The 13319-nt window shown below is 53.4% G+C and carries 15 protein-coding genes; 1 reads left to right on the top strand and 14 read right to left on the bottom strand.

The features are described from left to right. Nucleotides 1-3: 3 nt before the first annotated feature. From GJ746_RS10155 to yceD, 13 genes are all read right to left on the bottom strand, one after another. On the bottom strand, nucleotides 4-798 hold the full coding sequence (locus GJ746_RS10155) for a metal-dependent hydrolase (RefSeq protein WP_154680076.1): 795 nt from the start codon (nucleotides 796-798) through the stop codon (nucleotides 4-6). Between the two features lie 10 nt (nucleotides 799-808). Continuing rightward, nucleotides 809-1813 carry a DNA polymerase III subunit delta' gene (gene holB, locus GJ746_RS10150; RefSeq protein ID WP_154680075.1) on the bottom strand — a complete coding sequence of 335 codons (1005 nt, stop codon included), beginning with the start codon at nucleotides 1811-1813 and terminating at the stop codon, nucleotides 809-811. Further along, on the bottom strand, nucleotides 1810-2451 hold the full coding sequence (gene tmk, locus GJ746_RS10145; RefSeq protein WP_154680074.1) for a dTMP kinase: 642 nt from the start codon (nucleotides 2449-2451) through the stop codon (nucleotides 1810-1812). Before tmk ends, holB begins: the two co-directional genes overlap by 4 nt. Next, a complete protein-coding gene (yceG, locus tag GJ746_RS10140; RefSeq protein WP_154680073.1) occupies nucleotides 2441-3463 on the bottom strand; it encodes a cell division protein YceG in 1023 nt (340 codons plus the stop codon). Before yceG ends, tmk begins: the two co-directional genes overlap by 11 nt. 2 nt (nucleotides 3464-3465) lie before the next feature. Continuing rightward, complete coding sequence (gene pabC, locus GJ746_RS10135) at nucleotides 3466-4275, bottom strand: aminodeoxychorismate lyase (protein WP_154680072.1); 810 nt, start codon at nucleotides 4273-4275, stop codon at nucleotides 3466-3468. Nucleotides 4276-4420: 145 nt separating this feature from the next. Next, a complete protein-coding gene (gene fabF, locus GJ746_RS10130; protein WP_154680071.1) occupies nucleotides 4421-5662 on the bottom strand; it encodes a beta-ketoacyl-ACP synthase II in 1242 nt (413 codons plus the stop codon). A gap of 89 nt (nucleotides 5663-5751) precedes the next feature. Next, nucleotides 5752-5988, bottom strand: coding sequence for an acyl carrier protein (gene acpP, locus GJ746_RS10125; protein WP_000103754.1), 237 nt, complete (start codon nucleotides 5986-5988; stop codon nucleotides 5752-5754). Between the two features lie 210 nt (nucleotides 5989-6198). Then, nucleotides 6199-6933, bottom strand: coding sequence for a 3-oxoacyl-ACP reductase FabG (gene fabG / locus GJ746_RS10120; RefSeq protein WP_004131399.1), 735 nt, complete (start codon nucleotides 6931-6933; stop codon nucleotides 6199-6201). Between the two features lie 12 nt (nucleotides 6934-6945). Continuing rightward, on the bottom strand, nucleotides 6946-7875 hold the full coding sequence (fabD, locus tag GJ746_RS10115; RefSeq protein ID WP_154680070.1) for an ACP S-malonyltransferase: 930 nt from the start codon (nucleotides 7873-7875) through the stop codon (nucleotides 6946-6948). A gap of 15 nt (nucleotides 7876-7890) precedes the next feature. Next, nucleotides 7891-8844, bottom strand: a complete 954-nt coding sequence (locus GJ746_RS10110; RefSeq protein ID WP_154680069.1) for a beta-ketoacyl-ACP synthase III — start codon at nucleotides 8842-8844, stop codon at nucleotides 7891-7893. A gap of 53 nt (nucleotides 8845-8897) precedes the next feature. Then, a complete protein-coding gene (plsX, locus tag GJ746_RS10105) occupies nucleotides 8898-9995 on the bottom strand; it encodes a phosphate acyltransferase PlsX (RefSeq protein WP_154682687.1) in 1098 nt (365 codons plus the stop codon). Nucleotides 9996-10197: 202 nt separating this feature from the next. Further along, nucleotides 10198-10371, bottom strand: coding sequence for a 50S ribosomal protein L32 (rpmF, locus tag GJ746_RS10100; RefSeq protein ID WP_004101077.1), 174 nt, complete (start codon nucleotides 10369-10371; stop codon nucleotides 10198-10200). A 16-nt stretch (nucleotides 10372-10387) separates the two neighbouring features. Further along, entirely contained in the window at nucleotides 10388-10909 is a 522-nt protein-coding gene (yceD, locus tag GJ746_RS10095; protein ID WP_142464994.1) for a 23S rRNA accumulation protein YceD, read from the bottom strand. Between the two features lie 141 nt (nucleotides 10910-11050). Between yceD and GJ746_RS10090 the strand changes: the two genes are divergently transcribed. After that, entirely contained in the window at nucleotides 11051-11635 is a 585-nt protein-coding gene (locus GJ746_RS10090; RefSeq protein ID WP_154680068.1) for a Maf family protein, read from the top strand. 227 nt (nucleotides 11636-11862) lie between these two features. On the opposite strand, the gene rluC is transcribed toward GJ746_RS10090, so the two are convergent. Further along, a complete protein-coding gene (gene rluC / locus GJ746_RS10085; RefSeq protein ID WP_195908856.1) occupies nucleotides 11863-12816 on the bottom strand; it encodes a 23S rRNA pseudouridine(955/2504/2580) synthase RluC in 954 nt (317 codons plus the stop codon). Between the last annotated feature and the right edge of the window lie 503 nt (nucleotides 12817-13319).

Raw genomic sequence — 13319 nt, 5'->3', positions numbered from 1 at the left:
ATATCAGAGAGGTTTTAAGCGGGAGGGGGCAATATGAAAAAGCGTAGCGAAATTTTCCGTAGTCTGTTGTGCCATCTGCTCCAGCGATACGCCCTTCAGAACCGCCATGTACTCGGCGACATCCCTGACCATCGCTGGCTGGTTCTCTTTACCGCGATGCGGTACCGGAGCCAGATACGGCGAATCGGTCTCTACCAACAAACGATCGAGGGGTACATAGCGTGCCGCATCGCGAAGCTGCTCCGCATTACGGAAAGTCACAATGCCGGAAAACGAGATATAGAATCCCATATCCAGTAGCTTACCGGCGGTCTCCCTGTCCTCAGTGAAACAGTGTAGTACGCCACCGCAATCCGTCACTTTTTCTTCGCGTAAAATTTCCAGCGTATCGGCACGCGCGTCACGCGTATGAACGATAACCGGTTTATTCAGTTCGCGACCTATGCGGATATGGTCGCGAAACGACGCCTGCTGACGCGCTTTAGTTTCCGGGGTATAGAAATAATCCAGCCCGGTTTCCCCCATGGCAACCACGCCATCCTCTGCTGCAAGTTTACGCAGCTCTTCAACGTCATACTCTTCATCCTGGTTTAACGGATGCACCCCACAAGAGAAAACGACGTCGTTTCGCTGGCCCACCAGTTCGCGCATTCCACGGTATCCCGGCAGCGTCGTAGCAACCGCCAGGCAAAACTTCACATCGCGAGCGGAGGCTTTTGCCAGTACATCATCCACGTCTTTATGCAGGGTTTGATAATCCAGACCATCGAGATGGCAATGGGAGTCGACTAAAAACATGATGTCTCTCTCAGAGATGGGATACGGGAAGAACCGTCCCAGGTTGCAGGTAATGCTCCCAGCGCAGAAGGCGCTCGGTTAGCAATAGTTCGCGATTGATGCCAACAACGCTTAACAGCTGCTCACGGCAGGCGCTGACGTCGCGTGCGATCGCCTGTAAGCGCGCGGCTGGTAGCCTGGCAGCCAGTTGATTTAACAGCGCCCAGGCATCCGGATTACTCACTAGCGAGATTCCCTGCTGCCTTTTTTGCGCATCAACCAGCAGCGATGCCAGCCAGTGCAGACGGATCGCAGCCTGTTCATGGTTCAATACAGGCATCAGCGTTAACCAATCACCATGAGTTAGTATATTTCCCAGAACCTGACAAAGCTGCTGTCGCGGGGCCCAGCTGGCCTCCTGTAACAGTTCAAGAGCCGCCGCCGGTGCATTAGCGCTCAGGCGCAGAGCCGCGAGCAATTCATCTCGTGACATTGTCACTTCACGCTCTAACCACGCCAGCGCGTAGGATTCTGAAGGCGCAGCGAGGTGATATAATCGGCAACGGCTACGCAAAGTGGCCAGCAGGCGCGCCGGCTCCTGGCAGGCCAGAAAGAACCAGGTATTTTCCGGCGGCTCTTCCAGAGTTTTCAACAGCGCGTTTGCCGCCGCGTCGGTCAGCATGGCCGCATCGCCTATCCACACCACCTTCGCCCCGCCCAGCCGGGCGTGTTCATACAGTTTTTCACTCACCTCGCGCACGGCATCGATACCGAGCGAGCTTTTACCCTTTTCTGGGCTCAACGCATAATAATCAGGATGCGTGCCAGCCTGCATCAGCTGGCAGCTGTGGCAATGGCCACAGCTCTTATGCCCTTCAGGCTGGCGACACATCAGGAATCGGCAAAGCGCATAGATTAGTGCCTCACTCCCCATTCCGGGCAGGGCCTGAACCAGTAGCGCATGGTGACCCCGTCCCGCCTGGTAGCTGGAAACTAGCTGTTCAAACGCCGGGCGTAACCACGGATACCATTTCATGCCTGCTGCTCCGCGACCCACTGGTTGACTACCGCACGAATGTCACGCTCCACGGCCTCCAGCGGCTGCGTGGCGTCAACGGTGCGAATAGTGGCATCCTGCGCCGCCAGTTCAAGGTAACGGGCGCGGGTACGATTAAAGAAATCGAATGATTCCTGCTCGATGCGGTCAAGCTCGCCGCGGGCGCGGGCGCGCTTAAGGCCCACCTCGGGAGTCACATCAAGATAAAGCGTCAGGTCGGGACGGAAATCGCCGAGCACCGCATCACGCAGAGTTGCCAGCATGGACTGATCGATACCCCGTCCGCCGCCCTGATAGGCCTGAGTTGAAAGATCGTGACGATCGCCGATGACCCATTGGCCACGCGCCAGGGCCGGTTTAATCACCGTCTCAACCAGCTGCACGCGCGCCGCGTAAAACATCAGAACTTCTGCTTTGTCATTGATAACTTCATCGCCGGTAGACTGAATATCCAGCACCAGGCTGCGCAGCTTCTCGGCCAGAATGGTGCCGCCCGGTTCGCGGGTAAACACCATATCGTTAATGCCCAGCTGTTTTAGCGTCTCTACCACAAGATTACGTGCGGTGGTTTTACCTGCGCCCTCCAGGCCTTCGATGACGATATAATTACTGCGCATTTTTTTCCTTAAGTACTTTCAAATAGTCCTGGACCGAGCGGTTGTGGCTGGTCAGGTTGGTGTTAAAGGTATGGCCGCCCTTTCCGTCCGCGACAAAATAAAGATACGGCGTCTTCGCCGGATGCGCGGCAGCGTTCAGCGAAGCCTCCCCCGGTGCGGCGATAGGCCCAGGCGGCATGCCATTAATGACATAGGTATTGTAAGCGGTTGGGGTTTCCAGATCTTTTCGCGTTAACTTACCATTATAACTCTCACCCATGCCGTAAATCACGGTCGGATCGGTTTGCAGCCGCATGCCGATACGTAAACGGTTAATAAAAACTGACGCTACGCGATCGCGCTCCTCCGGTACCGCCGTCTCTTTTTCAATAATCGAGGCCATTGTTAACAGCTGATTCTTATCCTTATACGGCAGGTTTTCCATCCGCCCTTCCCAGGCTTTATCGACCGCAGCGACCATTTTCTGATGCGCCCGTTTAAGAATCGCGACATCACTGGTGTTGGCGGTATACATCCAGGTATCGGGCCAGAACCAGCCCTCGACCCAATCGGGATGCTCCAGATCGAGAACCTTTGCGACGGTTTCATAGCTATCATCCGCCAGAGTATGCCTGACGTAAGGCGCATCGCGTAGCTGGCGAAGGTAGTCGCTTACCCGCATCCCTTCCACGAAGCGCAGCGGAAACTGCGCTTCTTTGCCGCTGGCAAGCAGCTGCAGCATCTGACGAACCGTCATTTGCGGAGAGAAACGATAGGTTCCCGCTTTAAAATGGGATAGCTCAGGCTCGATACGCAGTAGCCACTGGAAAACCCGCGGCCGATTAATCACTTTATCGGCATACAGCTGTTGCCCAAGGGCCATGCGCCCTGTCCCGGTTTCAAGAGTAAAGATAGTCTCTTCTTTAATCAGTAACTTACTGTCCGCCAGCTGACGAACCTTCCACATACCGATGCCTGCGGCGATACCCAGTACCACCACCAATAGCAGGATGAAACGTAACATTTTCTTCATGACTAATCAGACAGCTCACACAAAGGGGCTAAAAAATGGTAAAGCTCGCGTGCGGACCAATATTTATCGTCCCAACAACGAACCGGTACCAGCGGCATCAATGCGTTACAAATTAGTACCTCATCAGCTTCGCGTAACGCATCGGGGAGCATGGTAACTTCGACAACGCGAAACGGCGATGGTGCCAGCCTGGCAAGGATGTGCTGGCGCATAATACCGTTCACTCCCGCTCGATCGAGGCGTGGGGTAAACACTTCAAATCCTTTACGCCAGAATAAATTCGCGGCACAGCATTCCGTAAGCCACCCTTCACTGTCAAGGACCAGCGCCTCATCGGCGTCCGTCTGCTCAAGATGAGAACGAATCAGCACCTGCTCCAGACGATTAAGGTGTTTAAGTCCGGCAAGAAAAGGGTTACGTCCCAGCGGAACGGGGCTCAGCGACACAGAGATCCCCTCTTCGCGCCAGCGAATATAGTGAGCAGGATATGGCGACACGCTGAGTATTCGGGTGGGATTCACGCAGCCCGCAGCGCTATATCCGCGACCGCCCGCCCCACGGGTAATCATCACCTTTAGTACGCCGTCCTTGTGCGGCTGCGCCAGATGCTCCATTTCCTGCGCTAATAGCGTCCAGTCGCTATAAGGAATAAGGAGCTTTTCGCAGGTTGTCTGCAGACGAGTCAAATGGGCAGGAAGAAACTGAACCTGGCCCGCAACAATTCTCGCGGTTGTAAAACAGCCATCACCGAACTGTACCCCGCGATCGTTCACCGAAAGCGTTTCACATTCAGCGCCATTGATTAAAAACATAAAAGACTCCTTATCGCTGGCCGGTCAGTTTCGCAGGAGGTGATGCGTTGAACAAGCGGAGAAAGCCGAAATAAAAAAGGCCCGACAAGCGGGCCAATTTTGCAATGAGCATCGACGGCATCAAAGACGCGACGTCAGGAGCACATTATACCTTTTTAAAGATCAGCGAACCGTTAGTACCACCGAAGCCGAAGGAGTTACATAAGGTGTAATCCATGCCAGTAACCTGACGCGCCTCGTGAGGAACAAAGTCCAGATCGCAACCTTCATCCGGATTGTCCAGGTTGATGGTTGGCGGAATAGCCTGATCGCGCAGCGCCAGGATAGAGTAGATAGACTCTACTGCACCCGCAGCACCGAGAAGGTGGCCAGTCATCGACTTGGTGGAGCTGACCATTACGCGGCTGGCAGCATCGCCAAAGACGGATTTCACCGCCTGTGCTTCTGCTTTATCACCCGCCGGCGTAGAGGTACCGTGCGCGTTAACGTAGCCAATCTGGCTCGCTTCAATGCCAGCGTCACGAATGGCGTTGACCATCGCCAGCGCTGCTCCGGCGCCATCTTCCGGCGGAGAAGTCATATGGTAGGCATCGCTGCTCATACCAAAGCCTACGATTTCAGCATAGATTTTCGCACCGCGTTTTTTCGCGTGCTCGTACTCTTCGAGTACGACCATACCGGCACCGTCACCCAGTACGAAACCATCACGCTCTTTGTCCCATGGACGGCTCGCCGCCTGTGGGTTGTCATTGCGAGTGGACAGCGCGCGCGCTGCGCCAAAACCGCCTACCCCGAGAGGAGTACTGGCTTTTTCAGCACCACCGGCAACCATTGCGTCTGCATCGCCATAGGCAATAACGCGCGCAGCGTGACCAATATTGTGTACGCCAGAAGTACAGGCGGTCGCAATGGAAATGCTCGGTCCACGCAGACCAAACATGATGGTCAGATGCCCGGCCACCATGTTAACGATTGTGGAAGGAACGAAGAACGGGCTGATCTTCCGCGGTCCGCCTTTTACCAGCGAACTGTGGTTTTCTTCGATCAGGCCAAGCCCACCAATCCCGGAACCAATAGCGGCACCGATGCGGGTAGCATTCTCTTCCGTCACTTCAAGGCCAGAATCCTGCATGGCCTGAATGCCAGCGACAATTCCATATTGAATGAAGGCATCCATCTTGCGCTGTTCTTTACGCGAGATGAAGTCATCACAGTTAAAATCCTTTACTAAGCCAGCAAATTTCGTTGCATAGGCGCTAGTATCGAAATGGTCGATCAGGCTGATGCCACTCTGACCGGCAAGGAGAGCTTTCCAGGTAGACTCTACGGTATTGCCGACAGGAGACAACATGCCCAGTCCGGTCACAACTACACGACGCTTAGACACGGTTGTCCTCCAGGGAGGGAAAATAAATTCTTGTGGGACAAAATATAGATAAAACTCAGGCGGTCGAATGACCGCCTGGAGATGTTCACTTACGCCTGGTGGCCGTTGATGTAATCAATGGCAGCCTGAACAGTAGTGATCTTCTCAGCTTCTTCGTCCGGAATCTCAGTATCAAACTCTTCTTCCAGAGCCATTACCAGCTCAACGGTGTCAAGAGAATCAGCGCCCAGGTCTTCAACGAAGGAAGCATTGTTGGTAACTTCTTCCTGCTTAACGCCCAGCTGTTCGCCGATAATTTTCTTAACGCGTTCTTCGATAGTGCTCATACTCTTAAATTTCCTATCAAAACTCGCTTTCGCGATGGTTTTCGTAGTGTATAAAATGTTGAAAAATTTGCAACTAAATCCCGGCAGGTCTTACCACGATTTTACGCTATTTTGCGGCTGTTTGCCCTAATAACGCAAATCATTTTGTACAAAACATTACAGTGAACCGCACGGACTGCGCGGTTCCTGAGCGTTTTGCGCAAATCTCGGTCAGACCATGTACATTCCGCCGTTGACGTGCAGAGTTTCACCGGTGATGTAACTCGCTTCGTCAGAGGCTAAAAATGCTACCGCACTGGCGATTTCATTTGGAGAGCCGAGGCGCCCCGCAGGAACTGCCGCCAGCGTACCCGCACGCTGCTCATCGGTCAGCGCACGCGTCATGTCCGTTTCAATAAAGCCCGGAGCAACAACGTTTACAGTAATACCGCGGGACGCAACTTCGCGAGCCAGTGATTTACTGAAGCCAATCAGACCCGCTTTCGCCGCAGCGTAGTTGGCCTGACCCGCATTTCCCATGGTACCAACCACAGAACCGATAGTGATAATACGTCCATGACGCTTTTTCATCATAGCGCGCATTACCGCTTTTGACAGGCGGAAAACAGATGACAGGTTGGTTTCGATAATATCGTTCCACTCATCATCTTTCATACGCATTAACAGGTTATCACGAGTAATCCCGGCATTATTTACCAGGATATCAACTTCGCCAAATTCTGCGCGAATATTTCCCAGAACAGATTCGATAGATGCAGGATCGGTCACATTCAGCAGCAGACCTTTACCATTAGCACCCAGATAATCGCTAATCGCCTGCGCGCCGCTTTCGCTGGTCGCAGTACCGATAACTTTCGCGCCACGGGCAACGAGCGTTTCAGCGATTGCGCGGCCAATCCCGCGACTTGCACCGGTAACCAGCGCGATTTTTCCTTCAAAACTCATGGTTTTCCTCTTTTATTGCTCAAGCGCCGCAGACAGAGCCGCCGGCTCGTTGAGCGCGGAAGCCGTCAGGGTGTCAACAATACGTTTAGTCAGACCGGTGAGGACTTTACCCGGACCCACTTCATACAGGTGCTCCACGCCCTGGGATGCCATAAACTCAACGGTTCTGGTCCACTGAACCGGGCTATACAGCTGGCGGATCAGGGCATCACGAATAGCATCAGGCGCAGTTTCGCTTTTCACGTCGACGTTATTCACAACCGGAATCGTCGGCGCGTTAAAGGTGATTTTTTGCAACTCTACGGCCAGCTTCTCCGCCGCAGGCTTCATCAGCGCGCAGTGGGACGGTACGCTGACCGGCAGCGGCAGAGCACGTTTAGCGCCCGCGGCTTTACAGGCGGCACCTGCACGCTCTACGGCCTCTTTATTGCCAGCGATAACCACCTGTCCCGGTGAGTTAAAGTTGACCGGAGAAACGACCTGACCTTCTGCAGACTCTTCGCAGGCTTTAGCAATCGCCGCGTCGTCAAGGCCAATAATCGCTGACATCGCGCCAGTACCTTCCGGCACCGCTTCCTGCATAAACTTACCGCGCATTTCAACCAGGCGTACGGCGTCGGCAAAATCGATGACGCCTGCGCATACCAGCGCAGAGTACTCGCCAAGGCTATGGCCCGCGAGCAGAACGGGAGCTTTGCCACCCTGCTGCTGCCAGACGCGATACAGTGCGACTGAAGCGGTCAGCAGCGCAGGCTGAGTCTGCCAGGTTTTGTTCAGTTCTTCCGCCGGGCCCTGCTGTGCAAGCGCCCACAGATCGTAACCCAACGCCGCAGAGGCTTCACGGAATGTCTCTTCAATTACCGGGTAAGCAGCCGCCATGTCTGACAGCATCCCGACACTCTGAGAGCCCTGTCCCGGGAACACAAAAGCAAATTGCGTCATGTTTAAATCCTTATCCTAAAAACGAACCAGCGCGGAACCCCAGGTGAAACCGCCACCGAAGGCTTCCAGCAGAATGAGCTGACCACGTTGAATACGGCCATCGCGAACGGCCTCATCCAGCGCGCAAGGAACAGAAGCTGCGGAAGTATTACCGTGTCTGTCGAGGGTAACGACAACGTTGTCCATCGACATTCCCAGCTTCTTCGCGGTGGCGCTAATAATACGCAGGTTGGCCTGATGCGGCACCAGCCAGTCCAGAGCAGAACGCTCAAGATTATTAGCGGCTAAGGTTTCATCAACGATGTGCGCCAGCTCCGTCACCGCGACTTTAAAGACTTCGTTACCGGCCATCGTCAGATAGATAGGGTTTTCTGGATCAACGCGATCGGCGTTCGGCAGCGTCAGCAGTTCGCCGTAGCTACCATCCGCATGCAGGTGGGTAGAGATGATACCCGGCTCCTCAGATGCCCCCAGCACGACGGCGCCAGCGCCATCGCCAAAAATAATAATGGTTCCGCGATCGGCTGGATCGCAGGTACGCGCCAGCACGTCCGCACCGATAACCAGCGCGTAATCAACAGCGCCATTTTTCACATATTGATCGGCAACGCTAAGCGCATAGGTGAACCCCGCACACGCCGCAGCGACATCAAACGCCGGGCAACCTTTAATCCCCAGCATAGATTGGATCTGGCAAGCCGAGCTTGGAAACGCATGAGTGCCGGAGGTGGTCGCAACAATAATCAGACCAATTTGCTCCGGCTTTACGCCTGCCATATCAAGCGCATTCTTAGCGGCTTCGAGGCCCATCGTAGCAACTGTTTCATTCGGTGCGGCAATACGACGCTCGCGGATACCGGTACGAGTGACAATCCACTCATCAGAGGTATCAACCATATTTTCCAGTTCAGCGTTCGTACGCACGTGCTCAGGCAGATAGCTGCCGGTACCAATAATCTTCGTATACATGTACGCTCAGTCACTCTTGGGTAATATACCTGGTTAACTCAAACTGCAAGGCGTCAGTCGTTTTCGGACATCCGGGTTTGAGACCTGGAATTTCCGCTTCTGCCGCCCTCGGGCAATTCGAAACCTGCAGGGTATAAAGATTCCAGGCGAGCGGCAATCCGCTGAGGAACCTGCCGCTGCACAGCCTGCACTGCCTGCTCTATTGCGACGCAAAAAGCGCGCTGATTGGCAGCCCCATGACTTTTAATCACGGAACCGCGTAATCCTAACAGACAGGCACCATTATACTGGTCGGGGTTGAGGTGACTGAATCGCCTCGACAGGCTTTTTTGTAACCAACGCTTTAATAAAAGCAGCCACCACGACCTTTTTTTCCCCTCTCCCTGTGATTTCAACAGCGAAAGGAACATTCTGACAACGCCTTCCATGGTTTTTAACGTGACGTTGCCTGTAAATCCATCACAAACCAAAACATCCGTTTTGCCCGTCAACAATTCGTTGGCTTCCAGATACCCAATATAGTTGAGGGTTGGCAAGGTTTTCAAAACCGCCGCCGCGTCGCGAATGCTGCTGAGACCTTTCATCTCTTCTTCACCGATATTCAGCAGCGCTACGCGAGGATCCTTAATGCCGATAACTTCTTCAGCAAGAACCGCCCCCATAACGGCAAACTGCACCAGCATAGTGCTATCGCAATCCACGTTAGCGCCTAAATCCAGCACCACCGTCTTGCCCTTCAACTGATGCGGCAGCATGGTAACCAGCGCAGGACGTTCTATCCCCTCTATGGGTTTAAGCAACAGCTTAGCCAACCCCATCAGCGCTCCGGTATTACCTGCGCTGACGCAGGCCTGCGCTCGCCCTTCTTTTACTAACTCCAGCGCAATGCGCATTGAGCTACCGCGGCTGGCGCGAATCGCCTGCGCGGGCCGGGCATCACTGGCAATAACTGACTGCGCAGGGATAACCTGCAGACGTGAACGTTGTTCAAAATCAGCTTTGGCAAGTAATGGCGCGATAGCGTCGGGATCGCCGACTAAAAGAAGTGTGAGATGTGAATTAGAGTTCAGTGCCTGCAATGCTGCAGGCACTGTCACGGAAGGGCCAAAATCCCCGCCCATGACATCTAACGCCAGGGTTAGACGTGTCAAGGTATCGTCGCTGCCCGGTTCGGCTATTCCCCAGTTGCCTGGGGAAATCCTCACTAAGCTTTACCACGCTTTTACTCTTTGTCTTTCGCGCTGCAGGCGCGTTAACCGCGCTCGTTCACACCAGGTGCATAGTTGCCCGTGCTCCTGGCGATTCGCTCGCTTGCGCCTTGTTACAACGCGAAATCCATGGAGTAATGCGTGATTACTTAGCGATGACCTTGCGACCGCGGTAGAAACCGTCGGCAGTGATGTGGTGACGCAGGTGTTTCTCACCAGAAGCTTTGTCTACAGACAGGCTGGTGACTGCGGTCAGAGCGTCATGGGAACGACGCATGCCACGTTTGGAACGGGTTGGTTTATTCTGTTGTACGGCCATGGACCTTACTCCTCAATTACTTATGCTTTAAGCTGGCTAATACGGCAAATGGATTTGGTTTTTGTGCCTCTTCAGGCAGTTCGCCAAAGACCATGTCCGCGTCGGACACTTCACAGTGTTCAGAATCATGCACCGGAACTACGGGCAAGGAGAGGATGATTTCATCTTCAACCAGCGCCAGCAGATCGATTTCACCGAAGTCGTTAACCTCAATCGGCTCATACGCTTCCGGCAGTGCTTCGGCCTGTTCGTCATTTCTGACTGGGCTAAAACAATACGTTGTGTGGACGTGATGGGGGAACGGTTTCCCGCAACGCTGACATTCGAGGGTTACTGACACCGTCGCATCGCCGGTTAAAACGGCAAGGCGCTGGTTATCAATAGCGAACGACATGCTGCATTCCACATCGCTGTCCACGCTGACAACAGAATCAGCGACACGCACAGCCTGATCACGGGTATAGATACCTTGGTAATCTAAGCGCTTTTGAGCCGTGCGAACCGGATCGAGAGTCAGGGGTAATTTTACCTTTTGCATAGGGCGCGCATATTAACTTTGTAACGTCATAGAGTCAAAGAAAAAGGCAGCCTCAGGTTGCCTTTTGCCATTTATTCGCACACATTGCGGCGCATAGTTTAAAATGATGCTCTGCGAAGCGCTATATGTGGATGAAAAAATATGTCTGAACTGATCCTCGCCTCAACCTCGCCGTGGCGGCGAATGCTGCTGGAGAAGCTGTCGGTACCTTTTGAATGCGCTGCGCCGGACGTTGACGAAACCCCGCAGCCCGGAGAATCAGCGCGCCAGCTGGTAATGCGCCTGGCTCAGGCAAAGGCGCAGGCCCTTGCTGCCCGCTACCCACAGCATCTCATTATAGGTTCCGATCAGGTTTGTGTCCTGGACGGTGAAATTACCGGAAAGCCGCACACGGAAGAAAACGCCCACAGGCAGTTAAGGAGGGCCAGCGGTACCATCGTCACGTTCTACACCGGCCTGGCGTTGTATAATTCCGCTAACGGCCATCTGCAAACTGAATGCGAACCTTTTGACGTTCATTTCCGTCGCTTAACCGATCAGGAAATCGACAGCTATATCCGTAAAGAGAACCCGCTACAGTGCGCCGGAAGCTTCAAAAGTGAAGGATTAGGCATCACCCTTTTCGAGCGCCTCGAGGGGCGCGATCCTAACGCCCTGATCGGTTTACCGCTCATCGCCTTGTGTCAAATGCTGCGCCGGGAAGAATTTAATCCCCTGCTCACATAAAGATAAAGCACAATGGTGTCGGAGATTTATTACCCTTCCCGGTGCTATAACCTCTCGCTTAAAGCCGTCAGTTAGCGCGAAACATGCTCAGGGAGTTTGTCTTAGCTTCAAGACCCAGGGCTCGACGCTTGATAGTAGTATGGATGAGCGAAAAAAAGACGCGGCCTGAACCAGGCCACGTCTTTTATATAACAACAGCAGGATGAGGTCTTCAGGTGGCTCAAGCCCTATCTGGCGTTACGCAGCACCTGCAGGCAACGCTTAAGCTGATTATCTAAAGGCGCTTCAACGCGCATAACCTCCCCGGTACCCGGATGCGTAAACTTCAGCGCCGCAGCATGCAGGAACAGGCGGTTCAGGCCGGTGCCTGCCAGCTGCTTATCAAATTCGCGGTCGCCGTAGCGATCGTCAAAAGCAATAGGATGGCCGGCATATTGGGTATGCACGCGAATCTGATGCGTACGGCCGGTGACCGGACTGCACCGCACAAGTGTCGCCAGGGCATAACGCTCTTCAACTTTAAAGCGCGTCTCAGAAGGCTTGCCTTCCTGGTTAACCCGCACAATGCGTTCACCGCTTTGCAGAATATTTTTCAGTAAAGGAGCCTGCACCACTTTAGTATGGGACTGCCACTGCCCGCGCACCAGCGCCAGGTAATCCTTTTGCATCCCTTTGTCGCGCAGCTGCTCGTGTAGTGAACGCAGCGCAGACCGTTTTTTGGCGACCAGCAAAACCCCTGACGTATCGCGATCGAGACGATGAACCAGTTCAAGGAAGCGCGCTTCCGGGCGCAGCGCACGCAGGCCTTCAATCACACCAAAGCTCAGCCCGCTGCCGCCATGTACCGCAGTACCGGAAGGCTTATTAAGCACCAGGATATGATCGTCTTCATAAAGGATCACATCGGCCAGCGCAGCGACTTTTTGTAAATGAGGCGAGACCGCCTCTTCTTCTTTTTCTGATACGCGAACTGGAGGAATACGAACTTCGTCGCCGGCTTCCAGCTTATACTCAGGCTTCACCCGCTTTTTATTCACCCGCACCTCGCCTTTACGCAAGATGCGATAAATCATACTCTTCGGTACGCCTTTCAGCTGCGTACGCAAAAAGTTGTCGATACGTTGCCCGGCCTCATCATCGGCAATGGCAACCATTTTTACGCTTGGGATCTCAGTTTTCATGGTGCGCGATTCTAAATAGCCCGACGCATTAGCGCCACTCATTTTTATATGCTTATATTTATCATCATCCGGAATTCATCGTATGCATCATCAGCGTTTTGTTTGTTATTAGAACAATCTGTATACGCAGGTGAAAAAACTGTGAGTAACCGGGTGATAAAAGGTGAAAGTCAACTTGCTATAACAAGCTTAGCAATGGAATAATGATGCAGTTTTCCGTGCTGAAACTTGTTAGAACAAGAAATTAGCGGAATGACCAATTTTGTCTGACCGATCATCAACGCAGCAATGGCGTAAGACGTATTGATCTTTCAGACAGTTAGCGGGCTGCGGGTTGCAGTCCTTACCGGTACAGGCTCTATGGATTTCACGCTGCAGGAAGGCATCCACTCCGGGATTACCCGGATGCTCATTTAGGTCAAATGATTAAGATGGGCTGGTTAAGCCAATACGCCAGCAGCGTGAAAAACGATGGGTATAAATGGAATCTTCTCTGGTGATAC

It is taken from the genome of Klebsiella oxytoca (assembly GCF_009707385.1).
Lineage (GTDB): Bacteria > Pseudomonadota > Gammaproteobacteria > Enterobacterales > Enterobacteriaceae > Klebsiella > Klebsiella oxytoca_C.
The sequence above is the reverse complement of the archived record's forward strand: the minus strand, read 5'-3'. Positions and strand labels throughout refer to the sequence as shown.

What these genes read in the sequence shown, in the direction of transcription:
- GJ746_RS10155 (WP_154680076.1), bottom strand. Translation starts at nt 798, where the DNA reads ATGTTTTTAGTCGACTCCCATTGCCATCTCGATGGTCTGGATTATCAA.
- holB (WP_154680075.1), bottom strand. Translation starts at nt 1,813, where the DNA reads ATGAAATGGTATCCGTGGTTACGCCCGGCGTTTGAACAGCTAGTTTCC.
- tmk (WP_154680074.1), bottom strand. Translation starts at nt 2,451, where the DNA reads ATGCGCAGTAATTATATCGTCATCGAAGGCCTGGAGGGCGCAGGTAAA.
- yceG (WP_154680073.1), bottom strand. Translation starts at nt 3,463, where the DNA reads ATGAAGAAAATGTTACGTTTCATCCTGCTATTGGTGGTGGTACTGGGT.
- pabC (WP_154680072.1), bottom strand. Translation starts at nt 4,275, where the DNA reads ATGTTTTTAATCAATGGCGCTGAATGTGAAACGCTTTCGGTGAACGAT.
- acpP (WP_000103754.1), bottom strand. Translation starts at nt 5,988, where the DNA reads ATGAGCACTATCGAAGAACGCGTTAAGAAAATTATCGGCGAACAGCTG.
- fabG (WP_004131399.1), bottom strand. Translation starts at nt 6,933, where the DNA reads ATGAGTTTTGAAGGAAAAATCGCGCTGGTTACCGGTGCAAGTCGCGGG.
- fabD (WP_154680070.1), bottom strand. Translation starts at nt 7,875, where the DNA reads ATGACGCAATTTGCTTTTGTGTTCCCGGGACAGGGCTCTCAGAGTGTC.
- GJ746_RS10110 (WP_154680069.1), bottom strand. Translation starts at nt 8,844, where the DNA reads ATGTATACGAAGATTATTGGTACCGGCAGCTATCTGCCTGAGCACGTG.
- rpmF (WP_004101077.1), bottom strand. Translation starts at nt 10,371, where the DNA reads ATGGCCGTACAACAGAATAAACCAACCCGTTCCAAACGTGGCATGCGT.
- yceD (WP_142464994.1), bottom strand. Translation starts at nt 10,909, where the DNA reads ATGCAAAAGGTAAAATTACCCCTGACTCTCGATCCGGTTCGCACGGCT.
- GJ746_RS10090 (WP_154680068.1), top strand. Translation starts at nt 11,051, where the DNA reads ATGTCTGAACTGATCCTCGCCTCAACCTCGCCGTGGCGGCGAATGCTG.
- rluC (WP_195908856.1), bottom strand. Translation starts at nt 12,816, where the DNA reads ATGAAAACTGAGATCCCAAGCGTAAAAATGGTTGCCATTGCCGATGAT.